Origin of the sequence: Methylobacterium sp. AMS5 (genome assembly GCF_001542815.1) — a bacterium.
GTDB lineage: Bacteria > Pseudomonadota > Alphaproteobacteria > Rhizobiales > Beijerinckiaceae > Methylobacterium.
Map to the genome: position 1 here is coordinate 3,390,736 of NZ_CP006992.1, position 18,902 is coordinate 3,409,637.

At 66.9% G+C, this 18,902-nt stretch carries 15 protein-coding genes and 1 pseudogene; 7 read left to right on the top strand and 9 right to left on the bottom strand.

The features are described 5' to 3' along the window. Window positions 1–12: 12 nt before the first annotated feature. From Y590_RS15275 to Y590_RS15285, 3 genes are read left to right on the top strand one after another with little or no spacing between them, the layout of a single operon-like run. Window positions 13–1,071 (top strand): ligase-associated DNA damage response exonuclease, encoded by a 1,059-nt coding sequence (locus Y590_RS15275; RefSeq protein ID WP_060770604.1) that lies wholly within the window; start codon window positions 13–15, stop codon window positions 1,069–1,071. Continuing rightward, entirely contained in the window at window positions 1,068–2,972 is a 1,905-nt protein-coding gene (locus Y590_RS15280; RefSeq protein WP_060770605.1) for a cisplatin damage response ATP-dependent DNA ligase, read from the top strand. Before Y590_RS15275 ends, Y590_RS15280 begins: the two co-directional genes overlap by 4 nt. Further along, window positions 2,969–3,499, top strand: coding sequence for a secondary thiamine-phosphate synthase enzyme YjbQ (locus Y590_RS15285; protein ID WP_060770606.1), 531 nt, complete (start codon window positions 2,969–2,971; stop codon window positions 3,497–3,499). Before Y590_RS15280 ends, Y590_RS15285 begins: the two co-directional genes overlap by 4 nt. 63 nt (window positions 3,500–3,562) lie before the next feature. On the opposite strand, the gene Y590_RS25785 is transcribed toward Y590_RS15285, so the two are convergent. Both Y590_RS25785 and Y590_RS25790 read right to left on the bottom strand, forming a co-directional pair. Next, entirely contained in the window at window positions 3,563–4,198 is a 636-nt protein-coding gene (locus tag Y590_RS25785) for an RloB family protein (protein WP_083530869.1), read from the bottom strand. 21 nt (window positions 4,199–4,219) lie between these two features. Then, window positions 4,220–5,524 carry an AAA family ATPase gene (locus Y590_RS25790; protein WP_083530870.1) on the bottom strand — a complete coding sequence of 435 codons (1,305 nt, stop codon included), beginning with the start codon at window positions 5,522–5,524 and terminating at the stop codon, window positions 4,220–4,222. A gap of 409 nt (window positions 5,525–5,933) precedes the next feature. Here Y590_RS25790 and Y590_RS15290 point away from each other — a divergent pair. Then, window positions 5,934–6,107: pseudogene (locus tag Y590_RS15290) on the top strand (YjbQ family protein); the annotation flags it as partial. A gap of 8 nt (window positions 6,108–6,115) precedes the next feature. On the opposite strand, the gene Y590_RS15295 reads toward Y590_RS15290, so the two are convergent. Next, a complete protein-coding gene (locus Y590_RS15295) occupies window positions 6,116–6,562 on the bottom strand; it encodes a DMT family transporter (protein ID WP_060770607.1) in 447 nt (148 codons plus the stop codon). A gap of 121 nt (window positions 6,563–6,683) precedes the next feature. On the opposite strand from Y590_RS15295, the gene Y590_RS15300 reads away from it, so the two are divergent. Beyond that, complete coding sequence (locus Y590_RS15300; protein ID WP_060770608.1) at window positions 6,684–7,589, top strand: LysR family transcriptional regulator; 906 nt, start codon at window positions 6,684–6,686, stop codon at window positions 7,587–7,589. On the opposite strand, the gene Y590_RS25795 is transcribed toward Y590_RS15300, so the two are convergent. Together Y590_RS25795 and Y590_RS15305 are read right to left on the bottom strand one after the other, a co-directional pair. Further along, window positions 7,586–7,750, bottom strand: coding sequence for a YqaE/Pmp3 family membrane protein (locus tag Y590_RS25795; RefSeq protein ID WP_003603154.1), 165 nt, complete (start codon window positions 7,748–7,750; stop codon window positions 7,586–7,588). The two genes, Y590_RS15300 and Y590_RS25795, sit on opposite strands and share 4 nt — an antisense overlap. 102 nt (window positions 7,751–7,852) lie before the next feature. Then, window positions 7,853–10,054: an FAD-dependent oxidoreductase gene (locus Y590_RS15305; RefSeq protein ID WP_060770609.1), complete on the bottom strand. Its 2,202-nt coding sequence runs from the start codon at window positions 10,052–10,054 to the stop codon at window positions 7,853–7,855. Window positions 10,055–10,175: 121 nt separating this feature from the next. Here Y590_RS15305 and Y590_RS15310 point away from each other — a divergent pair, with 121 nt between their 5' ends. Further along, a complete protein-coding gene (locus tag Y590_RS15310; protein ID WP_060770610.1) occupies window positions 10,176–10,973 on the top strand; it encodes an EAL domain-containing protein in 798 nt (265 codons plus the stop codon). Between the two features lie 75 nt (window positions 10,974–11,048). On the opposite strand, the gene Y590_RS15315 is transcribed toward Y590_RS15310, so the two are convergent. The 4 genes from Y590_RS15315 to Y590_RS15330 form a co-directional block, all read right to left on the bottom strand. Further along, window positions 11,049–11,546: a hypothetical protein gene (locus Y590_RS15315; RefSeq protein WP_003603148.1), complete on the bottom strand. Its 498-nt coding sequence runs from the start codon at window positions 11,544–11,546 to the stop codon at window positions 11,049–11,051. A 127-nt stretch (window positions 11,547–11,673) separates the two neighbouring features. Then, window positions 11,674–12,882, bottom strand: coding sequence for an acetyl-CoA C-acetyltransferase (locus Y590_RS15320; protein WP_060770611.1), 1,209 nt, complete (start codon window positions 12,880–12,882; stop codon window positions 11,674–11,676). 113 nt (window positions 12,883–12,995) lie between these two features. Beyond that, on the bottom strand, window positions 12,996–13,412 hold the full coding sequence (locus tag Y590_RS15325; RefSeq protein ID WP_060770612.1) for a DUF4259 domain-containing protein: 417 nt from the start codon (window positions 13,410–13,412) through the stop codon (window positions 12,996–12,998). 15 nt (window positions 13,413–13,427) lie between these two features. Further along, window positions 13,428–15,218, bottom strand: coding sequence for an acyl-CoA dehydrogenase C-terminal domain-containing protein (locus Y590_RS15330; RefSeq protein WP_060772313.1), 1,791 nt, complete (start codon window positions 15,216–15,218; stop codon window positions 13,428–13,430). Between the two features lie 311 nt (window positions 15,219–15,529). On the opposite strand from Y590_RS15330, the gene Y590_RS15335 reads away from it, so the two are divergent. Then, window positions 15,530–18,862 (top strand): SEL1-like repeat protein, encoded by a 3,333-nt coding sequence (locus tag Y590_RS15335; protein WP_060770613.1) that lies wholly within the window; start codon window positions 15,530–15,532, stop codon window positions 18,860–18,862. Window positions 18,863–18,902 lie beyond the last annotated feature (40 nt).

The following is an 18,902-nucleotide window of genomic DNA, read 5'->3' on the forward strand; positions in this document are numbered from 1 at the left end:
ATATCCCGGCCGATGTCGCAGCGCGCCTCCGATCTCCTCACCCTGACCCGCGAGGGCCTCTACTGTCCGCTCGGGCGCTTCCACGTCGATCCGACGCGGCCGGTCGAGCGGGCGCTGATCACCCACGGCCATGCCGACCACGCCCGCGCCGGCCACGGCACCGTGCTGGCCACGCCCGAGACCCTGCGGATCATGGCCGTGCGCTACGGCGAGGATTTCTGCACGACCCGCCAGGAGGCACCGCTCGGCGAACGGATGCGGATCGGCGACGTCACCGTGTTCTTCGCCCCCGCCGGCCACGTGCTCGGTTCGGCGCAGATCGCGATCGAGCGCGAGGGCAAACGCCTTGTCGTCTCCGGCGACTACAAGCGCGCGCACGATCCGACCTGTCTGCCGTTCGAAGTGGTGCCCTGCGACGTGTTCATCACCGAGGCCACCTTCGGCCTGCCGGTCTTCCGTCATCCCGACACGCGGGGCGAGGTGCGCAAGCTGATCGATTCGGTGACGCTGTTTCCCGAGCGCGCCCACATCGTCGGCGCCTACGCGCTGGGCAAGGCGCAGCGGGTGATGGCGCTGCTGCGCGAGGAAGGGTGGGACCGGCCGATCCACCTGCACGGGGCGATGGAGAAGCTGACCGAACTCTACAAGCGTGAGGGCGTACCGCTCGGCGAGACGCCGAAGGTGGGGGCGGCCGACCGGAAGACCCTGCACGGCGCCATCGTGCTCTGCCCGCCGTCCTCGATTCAGGATCTGTGGTCGCGCAAGTTCCCCGATCCGGTCACCGCCTTCGCCTCGGGCTGGATGCGGGTGCGCGCCCGCGCCCGGCAGAAGGGCGTCGAGCTGCCGCTCGTCATCTCCGATCATTCCGACTGGCCGGACCTGTGCCGGACGATCCTCGACACGGGGGCCGAGGAGGTCTGGGTGACGCATGGCCAGGAGGACGCGCTGGTGCATTGGTGCGGCACGCGCGGCATCCGCGCCAAGCCGCTGCACCTCCTGGGCTACGGCGACGACGGCGAGGCCGAGCCCGATCCGGGACACGACCCGCGGATGGAGGAGGCCTCGGCGTGAACGACTTCGCCCACCTCCTCGACCGACTCGCCTACGAGCCGCGCCGCAACGCCAAGCTGCGCCTGCTCCAGGATTTCTTCGCCGGCACCCCCGACCCGGAGCGCGGCTGGGCGCTCGCCGCCATGACCGGCGGACTCACCTTCCGCGAGGCCAAGCCGGCGCTGATCCGCGGGCTGGTGGAAGAGCGGGTCGATCCGGTGCTGTTCTCGCTCTCGCACAACTACGTGGGCGACCTCGCCGAGACCACGGCGCTGATCTGGCCGGGCCCGGGTGAATCGCCGGATGCTTCCCCCTCTCCCCGCATGCGGGGAGAGGGTCGCGACGACCGCGTCGTCGGCGCGACAAGCGGCAGCGAGGGTGAGGAGGCCTTGACGGACGAGGCTCTTCCGGAATCGCCCCCTCACCATCGCCGGCCGGCTCGCTCTGCCGACGACGCGGTCGCCGAAGCCCTCTGCCCGCAAGCGGGGAGAGGGGACGCCCCTGGCATCGGCCACAATAACCCTCCTCTCTGCGTCCCCCCCCTCGCCGAGGTCGTCGAAACCCTCGCCACCACCCCGAAGCGCGAACTCCCGCAGCATCTCGCCCGTTGGCTTGACGCCCTCGACGAGACCGGGCGCTGGGCGCTTCTCAAGCTCGTCACCGGCAACCTTCGCGTCGGCGTTTCGGCCCGTCTGGCCAAGACGGCGGTCGGCGCGCTCGGCGGCCACGAGGCGGATGCGGTCGAGGAAGTCTGGCACGGGCTCAGGCCGCCCTATCCCGAGCTGTTCGCCTGGGTGGAGGGCAGGGCTGAGCGGCCGGAGAGCCGCAACCCGGCCCCGTTCCGGCCGCCGATGCTCTCGCACCCGGTGGAGGAGTTCGAAGACCTCGACAAACTCGAACCGGAGGCGTTTTCGGCGGAGTGGAAATGGGACGGCATCCGCGTCCAGCTCGCGGGCGGGCGCGACAGCCAGGGCCGGCAGGTCCAAAAAGTCTACTCGCGCACCGGCGAGGACATCTCCGCCGCGTTCCCCGATCTCGCCGAGGCGATCACCTTCGACGGCGCCCTCGACGGCGAATTGCTGATCCTGCGCGAGGGACGCGTCCAGAGCTTCAACGTGCTCCAGCAACGGCTCAACCGGAAGGCGGTGACGGGCAAGCTCCTGGAGGAGTTCCCGGCCCATGTCCGCGCCTACGACGTGCTGTCGGCCGAGGGCGAGGACCTGCGCCCGCTGCCCTTCGCCGAGCGTCGCCCCCGGTTGGAGGCCCTCGTGCAGCGGTTGGACCACGCCCGGATCGACCTCTCGCCCGTGGTGTCGTTCGCGACCTGGGACGACGTCGCCGCGGCGCGCGCCGATCCGGCCTCCGCCGGGGCGGGGGCCGATGCGGACGCCATCGAGGGCGTGATGCTCAAGCGGCGCAACAGCCCCTACCTGCCGGGCCGTCCCAAGGGGCCGTGGTGGAAGTGGAAGCGCGAGCCCTACGTGGTCGATGCCGTGATGATGTACGCCCAGCGCGGCCACGGGAAGCGCTCGTCCTTCTACTCCGACTACACCTTCGGCTGCTGGCGCGAGGGGGCGGAAGGCGAGGAGTTGGTGCCGGTCGGCAAGGCCTATCACGGCTTCACCGATGCCGAACTGCAAAAGCTCGACCGCTACGTCCGCAACCATACGACCAAGCGGTTCGGCCCGGTGCGCGAGGTCGCCTACGGCCGCGAGGCCGGGCTGGTGCTGGAGATCGCCTTCGAGGGCGTGCAGCGCTCGACCCGGCACAAATCGGGCGTGGCGATGCGCTTCCCCCGCGTCAGCCGCATCCGCTGGGACAAGCCGGCGGCGGAGGCCGACCGGGTCGATGTGCTGGAACGGATTCTGGCGCGCGGCGAGCGCGAGGTCGCGCCGGGCGCGGCGTTGGAGGCATCGGAATGAGACAGGCGGGCAGAACCAGCGGAAAGATCGGGCCGCTCGAAGGGTTTTCGACGGCCGAAGTGACCCGGCAGGCGAGTGCGCGGGTGACGGTCGCGACGCCCGGACCGGGTTTCACGGATGTCACCGAGGCCGTGGCGGGTTTCGTCGCGGAGAGCGGCCTCCGCTCCGGCCTCGTCAGCGTGTTCTGCCGGCACACCTCGGCGTCGCTGACGATCCAGGAGAACGCCGACCCGGATGTGCGGGTCGATCTGATGACCGCGCTCGACGGGCTTGCGCCGCGACACGGGCAGTACGTCCACGGTATGGAGGGGCCGAACCGGTTACAAAGCCACCGACGATACGTTCACTCGGCAGAGGGACCAGATGATATGCCAGGGCACATCCGGACTATGTTGACTGACTCTAGCTTATCCATCCCCATTAACTCTGGACAACTCGGATTGGGGCAGTGGCAAGGGATATACCTTATCGAACATCGCGATCGGCCTCACCTGCGTGAGATCATCATTACCGCCATCGGGACATAAAATCTTAAATCCGCCCGCACGGATTTTAGCCACACGCGACGATCCAGCAGTTGAGGCACACTACTAGCCCTTGAGGACGCTGCGTTTTTTGTACAACTTCATCAGCCTCGATACCAAGACATGAACATTCGTTCCGGGGTTACTAATGCCTTGCCTAGATAGCCAATCAGCATTACGACATGCCTGCTCGGTCATAGGAAACAGGACCGCAAAATCAACTTCCTTTTCTTTTTTGCAGTATTTGTTGTGATGTTTAGAAACCAAATTGATCGCGTCTTTCTCGTTAACAAGGGGGGAAAGCGATATTTTCTCCCAGTGGAGCGCAAGCCAGACTTCAAATGATCTAGTAGATACGCAAAGGGTGATCTGAGCCTTTTCGCATATACCTACAGCATCAGATAAATCTTGCGGAGATGTGTCGTCGACGTCACAAACGCAATAAACTTCCTCAAATGGACCCTCGCTAGCGGCCCAGTCCCTGCAAGCCTCTACAGCTTCCAAAGCATTACCGCCACTTCGAAGATAGTATGGTCTGATATCAGCGCCGACGTTGCCGAGCTTGAGCTTCCATCCCATAAAATATCGATATTCCGTGCGCTCGCCGTCGACGCCAACAGCAATAACCCTTATCCGAGCGGACCTTCTTCCCTGCTTGCGTGACGCAAGTTTGCTTCCGAAGCGGTGCGTAGGCTTGGGCATGATACTATCCTTCAACCCAAGCTAGTGCGAATGCAATTCTTCTAAATTCAATCCAAGTGCAGGTATCGCCCCGTATCTTCCGCGAAGGTATCCTCGCTCAAGATTCTCATCCTTCCTCGGGGCAAATTCAAGGAGAGAGTAGAGCTTTGACTTAGCATGTACTTTCTCAACGAACCAAATTTGGTCTCGCCTAAGCAAGGATTGATCGAGCAAATTGGTATCATGTGTCGTGAAAACGACTTGACCACCAGCCTTATTCACGTCCTTATTCTGGAACAACTCAACAATCATCCTGGCAAGATGCGGATGAATGCTGGTTTCAAGCTCATCTACAATCACAACATCTCCAGACCGGAGACCAAACAGTACCCTCGCCACCATAGAGAAGAATTTTTTGAAGCCTTTAGATTGAACCTCGTATGGAAGAAGGATTCTTGACTTTCCAGACTTAACTGCAAAATTTATGCTATATCCGTAGCTTGACTCAAAAATTGAAAGAGCTTCTTCCTGTAGCATACCCTTCATAGCCTCGGGATATGAGGGTTCATCATTCTTTTTTATCAGAATATCGATCAAACCCGGCTCTACAACGCGCATGAGAGATAGAACAGATTTTTTCATCTCCTCATCTTCAAGGAGCAATTGCGCTGTAAGCATAGAATGCATACGCTCTGGTGGTCCGGGCAAATTCACAGAGCTAATTCTATCTTGAAACCAATCATAAACTATCCGGCACACAGGGTGGTTCTCCTGCGCCGCAACAGAAAGTGCTAGACTGTTCTCTCTAGTCTTCCGGACAACAGAAGGTACGAATGGCCCTTCCTCACCGAAAGCGGGGCCATATTCAATATCGGTAATAAATTTACCAGCGTCACCTCTTTGCGTCCTTCTCGAAAAAACTAAAACCTCCTTTCCGTTTGGATATGCCATTAGCCATTCCTCCTCGAACAATGAGGAGGAAGCAGCAACGCCATAGCTATACCTTGTTTCTTCAATTAAAAAGTCAACCTCGATGACAGCCGGGGTCTTATAACTGTCTTTTCCAGCAAACTGGGAAATCTTTGTACCACGGCCAGGTTTCCATAAGCGATGAGATTCAAGCACCGCATCATGAAGGTAGCTCAATGCTTGAAGAACATTCGTCTTACCTGCGGAATTTGCGCCGTATATGGCTATTGCTGGCAAAATCTTCGAAGGTAGCTTTGCTTTAACAGGCGGAACCAACAGACAATCGGGAAGCGTCTTGTCCGCGCGATGGGAAAGGAGGGACAGGCTTCCCCCGTCTTTGAACGATTTAAAATTTTTAAAACGGTAAGCGATGAGCATTCTAACTGTCCAGCGGACGGTGGCGCCTCGGAGAGCGCCTCCTCTTGTCGGTCGAAAAATGTGAAAAGTCCACGAATTTGGTGCACGAGCACGCAACGGGGTACGTACCTATCCGCCGAAGGTACGCATAGCCCCCACGAGGCTTTCGACTAACACCTGACACTAGAAGCATTTCATTAGCGTACGCCCTAAGGTGACGGCGCAATGTGACAGCGGATAACGTCACATCAGGGTAATTCTGATCAGATGTTACATCACCGTAAGGCGGTCTTAGACTCTACTGACGGCGCAGAGAGTCGCCCTGCTCCTGTACCTTGGTGGACATACAGACATATAAGAACGCTGTCGGCATCAACGCGAGCCCCAGCCTACTGAGTATCCATAGCGGCTTTGGATTGCGTTTTATAGCGAGGGGCCGGGCGACATGCCCGCCCATATCCGCACGATGGTGACCGACTCGGGCCTCACCATCCCCGTGAGCGACGGTCGCCTGGTGCTGGGCACGTGGCAGGGCATCTACCTGATCGAGCACCGCGACCGGGCGCATCGGCGGGAGATCGCGCTGCACGCCGTCGGCGCCTGAAGCCGCTTTCAGCGCCGGATCAGAATCACACCGCCGACGAGGAGCGCGACACCGATCAGGCGCGGACCGTCGAGGGGGCGCTGGGCGAGCCCCATCCAGCCGAAATGGTCGAAGGTGACCGAGGCCAGCATTTGACCGGCGACGAGGAGCGCGATGAAGGCCGCGGCGCCGAGCTGCGGCACGAGAACGATGGCCAGCCCGATGAAGAGCGCGCCGAACAGGCCGCCGCTCCAGGCCCACCACGGCACCCGCGCCGCCACGCTCGTCGCGGGCAGGGGATCGCGCAGAGCCAGGGCAAGCAGCGCCATGCAGGCGAGGCCGACAGCGTAGCTCGCGAAACCGGCCCAGGCCGCGGAGCCGAGATCCGCGCGCAGGCGGGCATTCAGCACCTGCTGGACGACGATGCTGACGCCCGCCGCGATGGCGAGGAGGGAGGGGAGCAGGAGACGAAGCATCGGCCCTTGAGCCTTATCGGGTGGTGCAGCCGGCGTCCGGCGGAACGTGGTCGGCGCATTGACACCCGCGAAGCCCCATGACGTCAAATTCCTAAGATGCAGCTTTCCATGCAGATGAGGCATGATGAACCCGGCCCATCTCGACCTGTTTCGCGCGGTGCTGCGCCACGGCGGCATGACGCGGGCCGCCGCCGCGCTCGGCATCGGCCAACCGCATGTCAGCCGCGCCATCGCGCAGCTTGAGACCGATCTCGGATTTGCTCTGTTCGTGCGCGGCCACGGCGCCGCTCTGCCGACGCGGGAGGGCGAAGCCTTCGCCCGAGAGGTGGAGCGGACCTATGCCGGGCTCGATGCCTTGCGCGAGGCAGCAGGCCGGATCCGTGACCTCGGCACCGGTCCGCTGCGCGTTGCCTGCCAACCCTCGCTGGCAGCGCGCCTGCTGCCCCGCGCCATCCGCAGACTGAACGAGGAACACCCTGGCATTCACGTCGCGGTGCTGGTGCCGAGCCCGGAAACGATCTGGTCCTGGGCGGCGTCCGATCAGTGCGATGTCGGCCTCGTGCGGTCGCGTCCAGGCCATGAAGGGGTGAGGAGCGAATCCTTCCTCGCCACCGAAGCGGTGTGTGCGGTGCCCCTCGGCCACGCCTTGGCGAGCAAGACGGCCATTACAGTCGCGGACCTCGCGGGCGAACCGATGATCGCGGGCACGCCGGGCGTGTTTCAGCAGAGGGTCGAGGAAGCGTTCGCGCAGGCCGGCATCGCGCCGCTCTTCGTCTTCACTGCGCAATACACGGCGGCGCGGTGCGGTCTCGTGGCCGAAGGCCTGGGCATGGCCATCGTCGATCCACTACCGGCGCGGACTCTCACGGGCCTGCCGATCGTGCTGCGGCCGTTCCGGCCGCGTCTGTCCATCCAAACCGTGATGACCCACCCGGCGGGTCGCCCACCGGGCCGGATCGCGCAGCGCCTCATGGATCACCTGAGGGCGCAGCGCGACGCCCTCAGGCTGACGATGGGATCCGGTTAGCGGTCGCTCAGCAGCAGGTAGAGCGCGTGGATCGAGCCCGGTAGGTAGAACAGCAGGCAGAGCAGGATGTTGAAGAGGAATTGAATCCCGAATCCATGCGTCATCAGCACCGAGATCGGCGGCAGGAAGAACGCGATCAGGATCTTGATGAGGGTCGACAACGGGAAACTCCGGTTCGCTCAGTGCGGTCGGGCGGTGAACGAAAGCGGAGCGGTTCGGTTCCGCATGGCGGCCCTCCCCATGAGGGGAGGGCCAGCCGATCGCTACGCCGCCTGCTTCAGCGCGTCGTAGAAGCGCCCCCCGGACTCGGCCATCGTCAGAAGGTTGCCCGGCGGGGTGAAGCGGGCGCCGTGCCGGGCCTCCAACTGTCGGGCCAGCGCCACGAAGGCCTTCGCGCCCATGAAGTCGATGTAGGAGAGCGCGCCGCCGGTGAAGGGGGCGAAACCGAAGCCGAGGATCGAGCCGACATCCGCCTCGCGCGGATCGGTCACGACGCCCTCCTGCATCGTGCGGGCAGCCTCCAGCGCCTGAACCACGAGGAAGCGGTGCTTCAGTTCGTCGATGTCGATGCCCTCCGGGTCGAGCCGGTTCGGCTGGATCTCGGCGAGCCCCGGCCAGAGCGTCTTCTGGCCGCCCTCGGGATAGTCGTAGAAGCCGCGCTTGTTCTTGCGGCCGAGCCGGCCATGCGTCTCGACCATCGCGACGAGGAGCCGCTTCTGATCGGGATCGACGGCGCCCTCGCCGAGCTGCGCCTCGGTCGCCCGCATGATCTTGAGGCCGAGATCGAGCGCCACCTCGTCGTTGAGCGAGAGCGGGCCGACCGGCATGCCGGCCATCCGCGCCACGTTCTCGATCATCGCCGGGGGCACGCCCTCGGCAAGCATCTTGTGGCCCTCCTGGATGTAGGCGAGCACGCAGCGGTTGGCGAAGAAGCCGCGGGAATCGTTGACGACGATGCCGGTCTTCTTGATCGCGCGCACATAGTCGAGGGCGGTGGCCACGGCGCGGTCGCCGGTCTGGTTGCCGCGGATGATCTCCACGAGCAGCATCTTCTCCACAGGCGAGAAGAAGTGGATGCCGACGAACTGCTCGGGCCGCTTCGAGGTCTGGGCGAGGCCGGAGATCGGCAGGGTCGAGGTGTTGGAGGCGAAGATCGCGTGTGCGGGCAGCGCCGCCTCGACCCTGGCGATCACCTCGGCCTTCACGCTCGGGTCCTCGAACACCGCCTCGATCACGAGGTCGCAATCGGACAGGGCGCCGTAATCGGGCGTCGCGGTGATGCGGCCGAGCAGGGCGTCGCGGTCGGCGGTCTTGGCCTTGCCGCGGTTGATCTGGCCGGTGATGAGCTTGTGGCAATGTGCCTTGCCGGCATCGGCGGCCTCCTGATCGCGGTCGATCAGCACGACCTGCATCCCGGCCTGCGCCGTGACGTAGGCGATGCCCGCGCCCATGAAGCCGGCGCCGATGACGCCGACCTTGCCGACCTTGGTCGCCTCGACGTCCTTCGGGCGGCGGGCGCCCTTGTTGATCTCGCCCATGGAGATGAACAGGGTGCGGATCATCGCCTGCGCTTCCTTGGTGCGCAGGATATGGGCGAAGTAGCGGCTCTCGACCCGGAGGCCGAGATCCATCGGCAGTTGCAGGCCCTCGTAGACCGACGCCAGGATCGCCTTGGCGGCCGGATAATTGTCGTGGGTCTCACGGCGGTAGATCGCGTTGGCCGGCGGCCAGATCATCATGCCGGCGGGCGAGTAGACTTTTCCGGATGGCGCCTTGAACTTCGGCACGTCCCACGGTGCCACCGCCGAGCCGCCCTCGCGGATCCAGGCCTTGGCCCGCTCAACGATCTCCGCGGCCGGGGCGACGGCGTGGGCCAGCCCCATATTCTTGGCCATGAGCGCGCGGATCTGCTCGCCCTTGAACAGCATCTGCAGCGCGTCGCCGGTCTGCATCAGACGGGACACGCGCTGCGTGCCGCCGCCGCCGGGGAACAGGCCGACCTTGATCTCGGGCAGGCCGACACGGGTCTTGTCGTCGTCGGCGAGCACCCGGTGGTGGCAGGCCAGCGCCAGCTCGAAGGCGCCGCCGAGGCACAGGCCGTGCACCGCCGCCGCGAACGGCTTGCCGCAGGTTTCGAGCTTGCGGAACACGAGGCTGAGGCGCCGCGACTCCTCGAAGAAGTGGCGCATGGCCACCGCCTCGCCCTCACTCGCCTTCAGCCGCTCGTACTCGACCCCGAGCCCCTGAAGCATGGTGAGGTCGGCGCCGCCGGAGAAGTTGTTCTTCCCCGAGACGATGACGCAACCCTTGATGGCCTCGTCGGCGACGACCGTGTCGACGATCCGCTCCAGTTCCGCCACCACCTCCATGGTGATGACGTTCATCGAACGGCCCGGCATGTCCCAGGTCGCGAGCGCGATGCCGTCGGCATCGGTCTCGAAGCGGAAATTCTCGGTTGCGGTCATCGCGGAGCCTCGAAGGAAAAGAGCCTGGCCGTATCGGATTCTTAAGGGGAGGGAGCCGTCATGGAGGATGCAACGGGTGCGCGACTGGACCCGGCTCTCCACACCAAACCCCAGACGGATCATGACGACGGACGCCAGACCGCGAACCGCCTGCCGAGCCTGCCGCGATGGAGCGGATCTCGACTTTTCCTTCACCATGGCCTTCCAGCCCATCGTCAACGTCGCCAATGCGCGCGTCTGGGGCTACGAGGCGCTGGTGCGCGGACCGGACGGCGAGTCGGCCGGCTCGATCCTGTCGCGGGTCACCGACGAGACGCTCTACCGCTTCGATCAGGCGGCGCGGGTCAAGGCGATCGAGCTCGCCGGCCGCCTGTTCCCGCCCGGCGGCGATACCAAGCTGTCGATCAACTTCATGCCGAACGCCGTGTACGAGCCGGCGGCCTGCATTCGCGCCTCGCTTGAGGCCGCCCGCCGCGTCGGCTTCGACAACGGGCGGCTCAACTTCGAATTCACCGAGAACGAGCGCTTCCACGACATCGCCCATGTCCAGCGGATCGTCACGGAGTACCGGCGACAGGGCTTCTTCACGGCGCTCGACGATTTCGGCGCGGGCTATGCGGGCCTCGGCCTGCTGGCCAATTTCCGCCCGGACCTGATCAAGATCGACATGGATCTCGTGCGCGGCATCGATGCGGATGCCGGGCGCCGCACCATCGTCGGCGGCCTCAACCAGATCGCGCGGGCGCTCGGCGTCGCGGTGATCGCCGAGGGCATCGAGACCGCGGCCGAGGCCGAGGCGCTGCACGGCCTCGGCATCGACCTGCTGCAGGGCTACCACTTCGCCCGTCCGGCGCTGGAAGCCCTGCCGCCGGTGGCGGGCTTCGCGGCCGACGGCGCACCGGTGAAGCGCGTCGCCTGACGCCCTTCGCCCGAAGCTGCCCGTCGCACCGCTCATCCTCGCCTCGCCCGCTGACTTAGCTGTTCACTTGCTCGTTCACTTGGCGGGCGTCGGCATGCCGCCGGGCAGCCCGCCCGGGGCGCCGCCGGTCTGGTCGCTGGCAGCCGCCAGCGTCAGCATGTTCAGGAGCCGGGTCACCACCGCCTGCGAGAGCAGGTTCACCTCCGATTTCGGGTCGGCGTTGACGGCCTGGAACTTCTGATAGGTCTTATCCTCGTAGATCTTGTCGAGCTGGTTCAACTCGTCGAGGCTGAACTTGTCGGCATACTGCTTGGACAGGCCTTCGAGCAGCTCCTTGCGCTGCTTGTCGAACTCGGCCTTGGCCTCCTTGCGCACCTTCTCGGCCTTGTCCTCGGGCATGGTCGAGACGGTCTTCTCGAGCGCACCGCCGAAGCCCGTATCGAGGTTCTTCAGAACCGTCTTCTCGGTCAGCTTGGTGGCGACGGCGAGCTTGTCCGCGTTGTCGTCGGCCCGCGCGGCGAGCGGCAGGGCCAGCACGAGGGCGAGGCAGAGGGCGGCTTTTGTCGACTTCATCGTGGCGTTTCTCCCATGGGTGTTCTGGGGCCGCACCCGATCGAAAAAGGGCGCGGCGTGGGAGGCCCTTAGCAGCGTTTCCCGACGGATGGCAGGGCAGGGCGGCGGCGTGACGCCGCCCGACCGATCACACCCGCTCGATGATCGTGGCGGTGCCCATGCCGGCGCCGATGCACAGGGTGACGAGCGCCCGCTCCTTGCCGGTGCGCTCCAACTCGTCGAGCACGGTGCCGAGGATCATCGCGCCCGTGGCACCCAGCGGATGGCCCATGGCGATGGCGCCGCCGTTGACGTTCACCTTCGCCGGGTCGAGGTCGAAGGCCTGATGGAAGCGCAGGACCACCGAGGCGAAGGCCTCGTTGATCTCGAACAGGTCGATGTCGGACAGGCTCATGCCGGCCCGCGCCAACACCTTCTTCGTGACATCGACCGGGCCCGTCAGCATCAGCGCCGGATCGGAGCCGATATTGGCGAACGCCCGGATGCGGGCGCGGGGCCGCAGGCCCGCGGCGTCGCCGGCCTCGCGCGAGCCGATCAGCACCGCCGCCGCGCCGTCCACGATGCCCGACGAGTTGCCGGCATGGTGGACGTGGTTGACCGCCTCGACATCCGGGTGGGCATCGACGGCCACCGCGTCGAAGCCCCCCATCTGGCCCATCTGCACGAAGGAGGGCTTCAGGCTCGCCAGCGACTGCATGTCGGTCGTCGGCCGCATATGCTCGTCACGGTCCAGCAGGGTGATGCCGTTGATGTCCTTCACCGGCACGACGGAGTTCTTGAACAGGCCCGCGTCCCAGGATTGGGCCGAGCGCTTCTGCGACTCGACGGCGTAGGCGTCGCAATCGTCGCGGCTGAAACCGTACTTGGTGGCGATGAGGTCGGCCGAGACGCCTTGCGGCATGAAGTAGGATTTGACCGCGATCGCCGGATCGACCGGCCAGGCGCCGCCCGAGGCGCCGAGGCCGACCCGGCTCATCGATTCGACGCCGCCGCCGACGGTGAGGTCGTGCTGGCCGGCCATGACCTGCGCGGCGGCGAAGTTGATGGCGTCGAGGCCCGATGCGCAGAAGCGGTTGATCTGCACGCCGGGCACGTGGGTGCCGTAATCGGCCACGAGCGCGGCGGCGCGGGCGATGTCGCCGCCGGCCTCGCCGACCGGATCGACGCAGCCAAGCACCACGTCGTCCACCTGCCGCGTGTCGAGGCCGTTGCGGTCCTTCAGGGCGCGAAGCGCCGTTTCCGCCAAGCGGAGTGCCGTCACCTCGTGCAGCGAACCGTCCGGCTTGCCGCGGCCACGAGGAGTCCGGACGTGATCAAAGATGTAGGCCTCGGGCATCTCGTCCTCCTTGGGCCGGCCTCGTACCGGGCAGGCTCTGGTATCCCTTGTTGAAGATGCGGACCATGGGGCCGCGCCGATTCATCCGGCACTCCCGCATCCGCGCGGCATCTTCAGGGACTTTGAATGCTGCTCAATCGGTGGTCGAGTTCACTCACGCGGTGACGCCAGTCCGGCCCCGCGGGGGTGTCGTCCCACAGCTCCGCAATCTCCGAGTTCTCGGCCAGGATTCGAGCCAATGCCTCCCGCGCCAGCCCGACGAGTTCGGGCTTGGCCACCAGACGCTCGCCGCCGACCGCTACGATCCGCGCGACCTCTTGCGGCAGTCCCTCGGCGGGCCGCCCATGAGCCGCCGCCAGAATTTCGGCTGCGGCGAGGGCGTTTTGCCCTTCGTCCGCCTCAAGGTAGTCCGGCGCCGTCGTCACGCTCGAAAATGCCGAGCCGACGGCATCGATCTCACCGTTCCGCAGCAGGGCGAGCCAATCCAGCGCGCCATCGTTCTCGAAAGGCCCCAGTCCCCAAGCCCCCATCGGCCAAGTCTCCCGTCAGAACGCCTCGGCGGGCAGCGCCATGGTCGTCTCGGCGCCGGCCTTGATCCGGGTGAGGCGAAGGCCCGTCTCCGGCAGCATCCGCTCCATGAAGAAACGGCCGAGCACAAGCTTGGCATCCATCCGCTCGACGTCGGCGCCCTCCGCCTTCTTGGCGAGCGCCGCCCGCGCGATCTTGGCCCACATGAAGCCCAGCGCGACCTGGCCCAGCAGGTGCATCAGGTCGGTGGCGGCGGCGCCCGCGTTGTCGGGCTTCGAGAAGGCGTTCTGCATCAGCCACATCACCGCGGCCTGGAGGTCGTTGAGGGCGGGCTGGAGCGGCGCCACGAAGGGCTTCATCCTCTCGTCCTCGCCGTGGTCCTTGATGAAGGTCTGCACCTCGGTGAGGAAGGCCATCATCGCCCGGCCGCCGTCCTTGGGTAGCTTGCGGCCGATCAGGTCCATCGCCTGGATGCCGTTGGCACCCTCGTAGATCATGGCGATGCGGGCATCGCGCACGAACTGCGACATGCCCCATTCCTCGACATAGCCGTGGCCGCCGAACATCTGCTGCGCCTCGACCGCGTTGGCGAAGCCCCGGTCGGTCAGCACGCCCTTCACCACAGGGGTCATCAGGCCGAGCATGTCCTCGGCCGCCTGCCGCTCGGCCGCGTCCTCAGAGCGGTGAGCGATGTCGGAGTTGAGGGCGGTCCACAGCATGAGCGCGCGCGCGGCCTCGTTGAAGGCGCGGATCTGCATCAGCGTGCGGCGCACGTCCGGGTGGACGATGATCGGGTCGGCGGCCTTGCCCGGCGCCTTCGCGCCGGTGAGCGAGCGGCCCTGGAGACGCTCCTGCGCGTAGGCGACCGCGTTCTGGTAGGCGGCCTCGGACTGGCCGAGCCCCTGGACGCCGACGGCGAGGCGGGCCTCGTTCATCATCACGAACATCGCGGCCAGGCCGCGATTCTCCTGGCCGACGAGCCAGCCCTTCGCCCCGTCGTAGTTCATCACGCAGGTGGCGTTGGCGTGAATGCCCATCTTGTGCTCGATCGAGCCGCAGGCCACCGCGTTGCGCGCGCCCACGGAGCCGTCCGCGTTCACGAGGAACTTCGGCACGACGAACAGCGAGATGCCCTTGGTGCCCGACGGCGCGCCCTCGATGCGGGCGATGACGAGGTGGACGATGTTCTCCGACAGGTCGTGCTCGCCCGCCGAGATGAAGATCTTGGTGCCAGTGAGGCTGTAGGAGCCGTCGCCGTTGGGAACCGCCTTGGTCTTCAGCAGGCCCAGATCCGTGCCGCAATGCGGCTCGGTGAGGTTCATGGTGCCGGTCCAGGCGCCCTCGACCATCTTGGGCAGGTAGGTCGCCTTCTGCTCGGGCGAGCCGTGGACGAGCAGCGCGGCGATCGCCCCCTGCGTCAGGCCGGGATACATGCTGAGGGCGAGGTTGGCGCCGGAGACGAATTCCTGCATCGCCGTGTTGATGACGTGCGGCAGGCCCTGGCCGCCGAATTCCTCGGGGATCGACAGGCCCATCCAACCGCCGACGGCGTAGGCGTCGTAGGCCGCCTTGAAGCCCTTCGGCGTCACGACGCTGCCATCCTCCCGGCGGGTGCAGCCCTCCCGATCGCCGGACAGGTTCAGCGGCGCGAACACGTCCCCCGCGAGCCTGCCGCCCTCGCTCAGCACCGCCTGGGCCATGTCGGCGGAGGCGTCGGCGAAGCCGGGGAGATTGTCGTAGCGGTGGATCGCGAGAACGTCGTTGATGAGGAACAGGGTGTCCTCGACCGGGGCCCGGTAGCTCGGCATCGCGTCAGCCTCCCGCAACTTTTTGAGGTGGTCCGCACCGATTCGGTCGGGCTCCGATCCTCGATAGTTCATATGTAAACTATCCCGTGGAGGCTTCGCAAGAGCCGGCCGGGCCGGTCCCAATCGCGGCCCGCGCGCCACCAATTGGGCCCGTCCCGGAAAAGCGCGGCCCTTCGGTCACACCCTTAACCAAGCATTTACCAAGAATGGAAAAGGTCGTTCCAGTCCGATCCGCATTCCGCCGCTTCACGCCTTGCGCGAAACGTCGGTCCGCCGGGCACCGGAAGCCGCCGACTTCGGATCTCCGCGAGATGAAACAGACTGCCCCGATCAGCCTCGACAGCTTCGACCCGGAGGTACTCGCGGCTGCCCGCGAGGTCGCCCGGCGAGCGGGGGTGCCGCTGGAGAGTTGGATCGCCTCGGTGGCGACGCCCGACCCGTCGAAGCCGGGCCCGCGGCGGCGGCGCGCGGATGCGGCGTCCCCGGCCAGTGAGGCCGGCGCGGAGCCGACCCGGCTGGTTGGAGGCCGGGCGACGGAAAAGGCGCCCGCACCGGCCTCACGCAAGGACGGGCCGTCGCACAGGCGCCGGGAGGCCGCGCAGGGCGCCTCGGCAGCCGAGGCTGCGGACACGACGTCGCTGGAAGCCTCGCTCGGCGCGATGATGCGGCGGCTCGATGCCCTCGACCGCTCGATCAGCCGGGAGCGCGAGGCGTCCAAGGCCGATGCCGCCCGGATGATCGACGAGATGGAGGCGCGGTTGACCACGGCCCGCCAGCCGGTCGCACCGGAAATGATCGCCGGACGCATCGCCGACATCGAACGCAAAATGGGCGAGATCGCCGGCCAGATCGACACGCCCCGTCCGCTGGGCCGGCGCGGGCGCCCGCTCGCCACCGAGGTCCGCGATGCCGTCGCCGAGGTGCGCCGCCGCCAGCGCGAGCTGGAAGAGGGCATCGCCGAATGGAACGCCGCCGGCGCGGTCGAGCAGCAGGATGGCCCGGCCGCATTGTCGGTGACGCATGCCGAGGACGGGTCCGGCCAGGAGCCGTCCCCGGCCATCGCCGAACTGCAACGCGAGACGAACCGGCTGCGCGACGCGCTCGGCGGCCTCGCCACCGGCCGCGACGTCAGCGAGCTGGAGCGGACCATGCAGGCCGTCGCCGGCGACCTTCAGCGGGCGCGCGCGCCGCAGGAACTCGCCGCCATCGCTGCACCGATCGAGCTCATGCGCCTCCAAGTGGAGCGGATCGCCGAAGACGTGGCGGACAACGTCCACGCCCGCATCGCGGGTGAGGTGGAGCGCCTGGCCGGGAAGGTCGATGCCGTCCTCTCGGGCGCCCTCTCCGGCCCCGCCGACCAGAGCGCCCTCGACGGCGTGTTCCGCGAACTCGACGAGATCCGCCGCCTCGTGGCGTCCCTGGCAGGGCCGGAGCGCATCCAGAGCCTCGCCCAGGGCGTGCAGGCGATCAGCGCCCAGATCACGCAGCTCCAGCGGGACGAGGATGCGGGCATCGCCACCCTCAAGCCGCTGCTGGAGGAGATTCGCGGCGAGCTGAAGTCGCCCGAGTCATCCCGCGAGCTTCCCGGCGCGCTTCTCGGACGTTTCGAGGCGCTCGCGCAGCGGCTCGACGGGGCCGGGGCCGGGGCCGGGGCCGTCGGCGAGTTGATCGAGCGGCTCGAAGGCGTGGCCGAAAAAGTCGACCGCGTCAGCGCGGGCGGCAGCGGACTCGATGCCCTGGAAAGCCACGTCCTCGCCCTGGCGAGCCGGCTCGAAGCGCCGCGCGACACCGATCCCGCCGTGGCGCGCCTCGAGCGCTCCATGGGCGACCTGCTCGCCCAGGTCACGGCCCTGCGCAACGGAACCGATCTGGAGGCCACCGTCGCGCATGCGGTCCGCGAGGCCATGACGGGCTCGGCCGCCTCGCTCGCGGCTGGCGGCGGTTTCGAGCTGCTGCGGGCCGATCTCGCCGAGATGCGGGCGAACCAGAAGGGCGCGGACCAGCGCCTCCAATCGACGATGGAAGGCGTCCAGGCGGTGCTGATGCGGCTGAGCGAGCAGCTCGACCGCACCATGACCTCGTCCGCGGCACTCACCGTCGCCGCCCCGCAGGAGCGCGCGCCCGTCGTGCTGTCCTCGGCCGAGCGTGTCGATCAGGAGCGCGTCTCGCACGAGCGCCCCGCCGCCCCGAAGACGGCCGTCCAGTCGTCGTCCCAGAATCTGGCCCGCCCGAACCGCACCGCATCCTCCGACGAGGCCGGCGGGACGGAGGCGAGCCGCCTGTCCGACGAGTTGCTGGAGCCCGGTGCCGGCCGGCCCGGATCCGGCCGCCCGGCCGCGCCGGAGGCGAGCCCTGCACCCGCCGGCGGCGCCGACATCAAGACAAGCTTCATCGCCGCCGCGCGGCGCGCGGCGCAAGCGGCGCAGGCCGAATCGGCATCCGAGGCGCCGTTGACGGCGCGCCTGCGCGACAAGGTGGCTCCGGCCCGCGCGCCGGGCGCGGAGACGACGCCCCTCTCGCGGATCCGTGGCGCCCTCGACAGCCGCCGCCGCACTCTCCTGCTCGGCCTCGCCGCCGTGGTGCTGGCGCTCGGCGCCTACCAAGCCTTCCTCGCGGGCAAGGGCACTCCGACCGGCGACCCGGCCGCGCCGGAGGTCCGTCCGGTGGCGAGCACCGCCACGGGGGCACCCTCCGAAGCCACCGCGAGCCGCACCGAGACCACGGCAGAGCCCGCTCAGGCGGCATCTTCACAGGCCCAGGCTCCGTCCGAGACATCCCCCCAGACCGGGACACCGGCTCCAGGCGGAGCCCAGACGACGCCCGACCCGGCGACGACCCAATCCATCGCCGAGCCGAAATCCGCGCCGGCCAAGCGCGGGCTGCCCCAGGTCGCGGGCATGAGCACGCTCGGCCCCGACCTCGCCGGCCTGCCGCCGGCCCTGGCCAAGCTCAAGCAGGATGCGCTCGACGGCGACGGCGCCGCGGTCTGGGAGATCGCCTCCCGCGAGGCCGAGGGCCGGGGCGTGACGCGCGACCTCGCGATCGCCGCCAAGCTCTATGAGCGGCTCGCGAATGCCGGCTACGCGCCGGCTCAGTTCAAGGTCGGCAACGCCTACGAGAAGGGATCGGGCGTGGTCCGGGACATCGAGAAGGCGAAGGCTTGGTACGGCCGCGCCGCGGATCAGGGCAACATCCGCGCGATGCACAACCTCGCCGTGATGCATGCCGAGAACCCGACGGCCAATGGCAAGGCGGATTTCGTGATCGCCGCGAACGCCTTCCGCCGGGCGGCGGAACACGGGGTGCGCGACAGCCAGTACAACCTCGCCGTACTCTACGCCCGCGGCCTCGGCGTCGGGCAGGATCTCGTCCAGTCCTATCTCTGGTTCTCGGCCGCCGCCACGCAGGGGGACCAGGAAGCGGGCCGCAAGCGGGACGAGGTCGCTGCCAAGCTCTCGCCCAAGGATCTGACCGAGGCCAGGAGCCTCGCCTCGGGCTTCAAGGCCAAGGCCGTCGATCCGGCCGCGAACGAGGCACCGTCCCAGAAGGCTGCCGCCGCAGCGGGGATGTCCCTGATGGGCGCGCCGTCGCCGGGCATGCCGACCGCCGCGCCCCTATCGGCGCAGAAGCGCTTCGGGGTCTGAGAGGCCCCACGCCGACGGCGGCAGGCAAGAAAGATCAAGA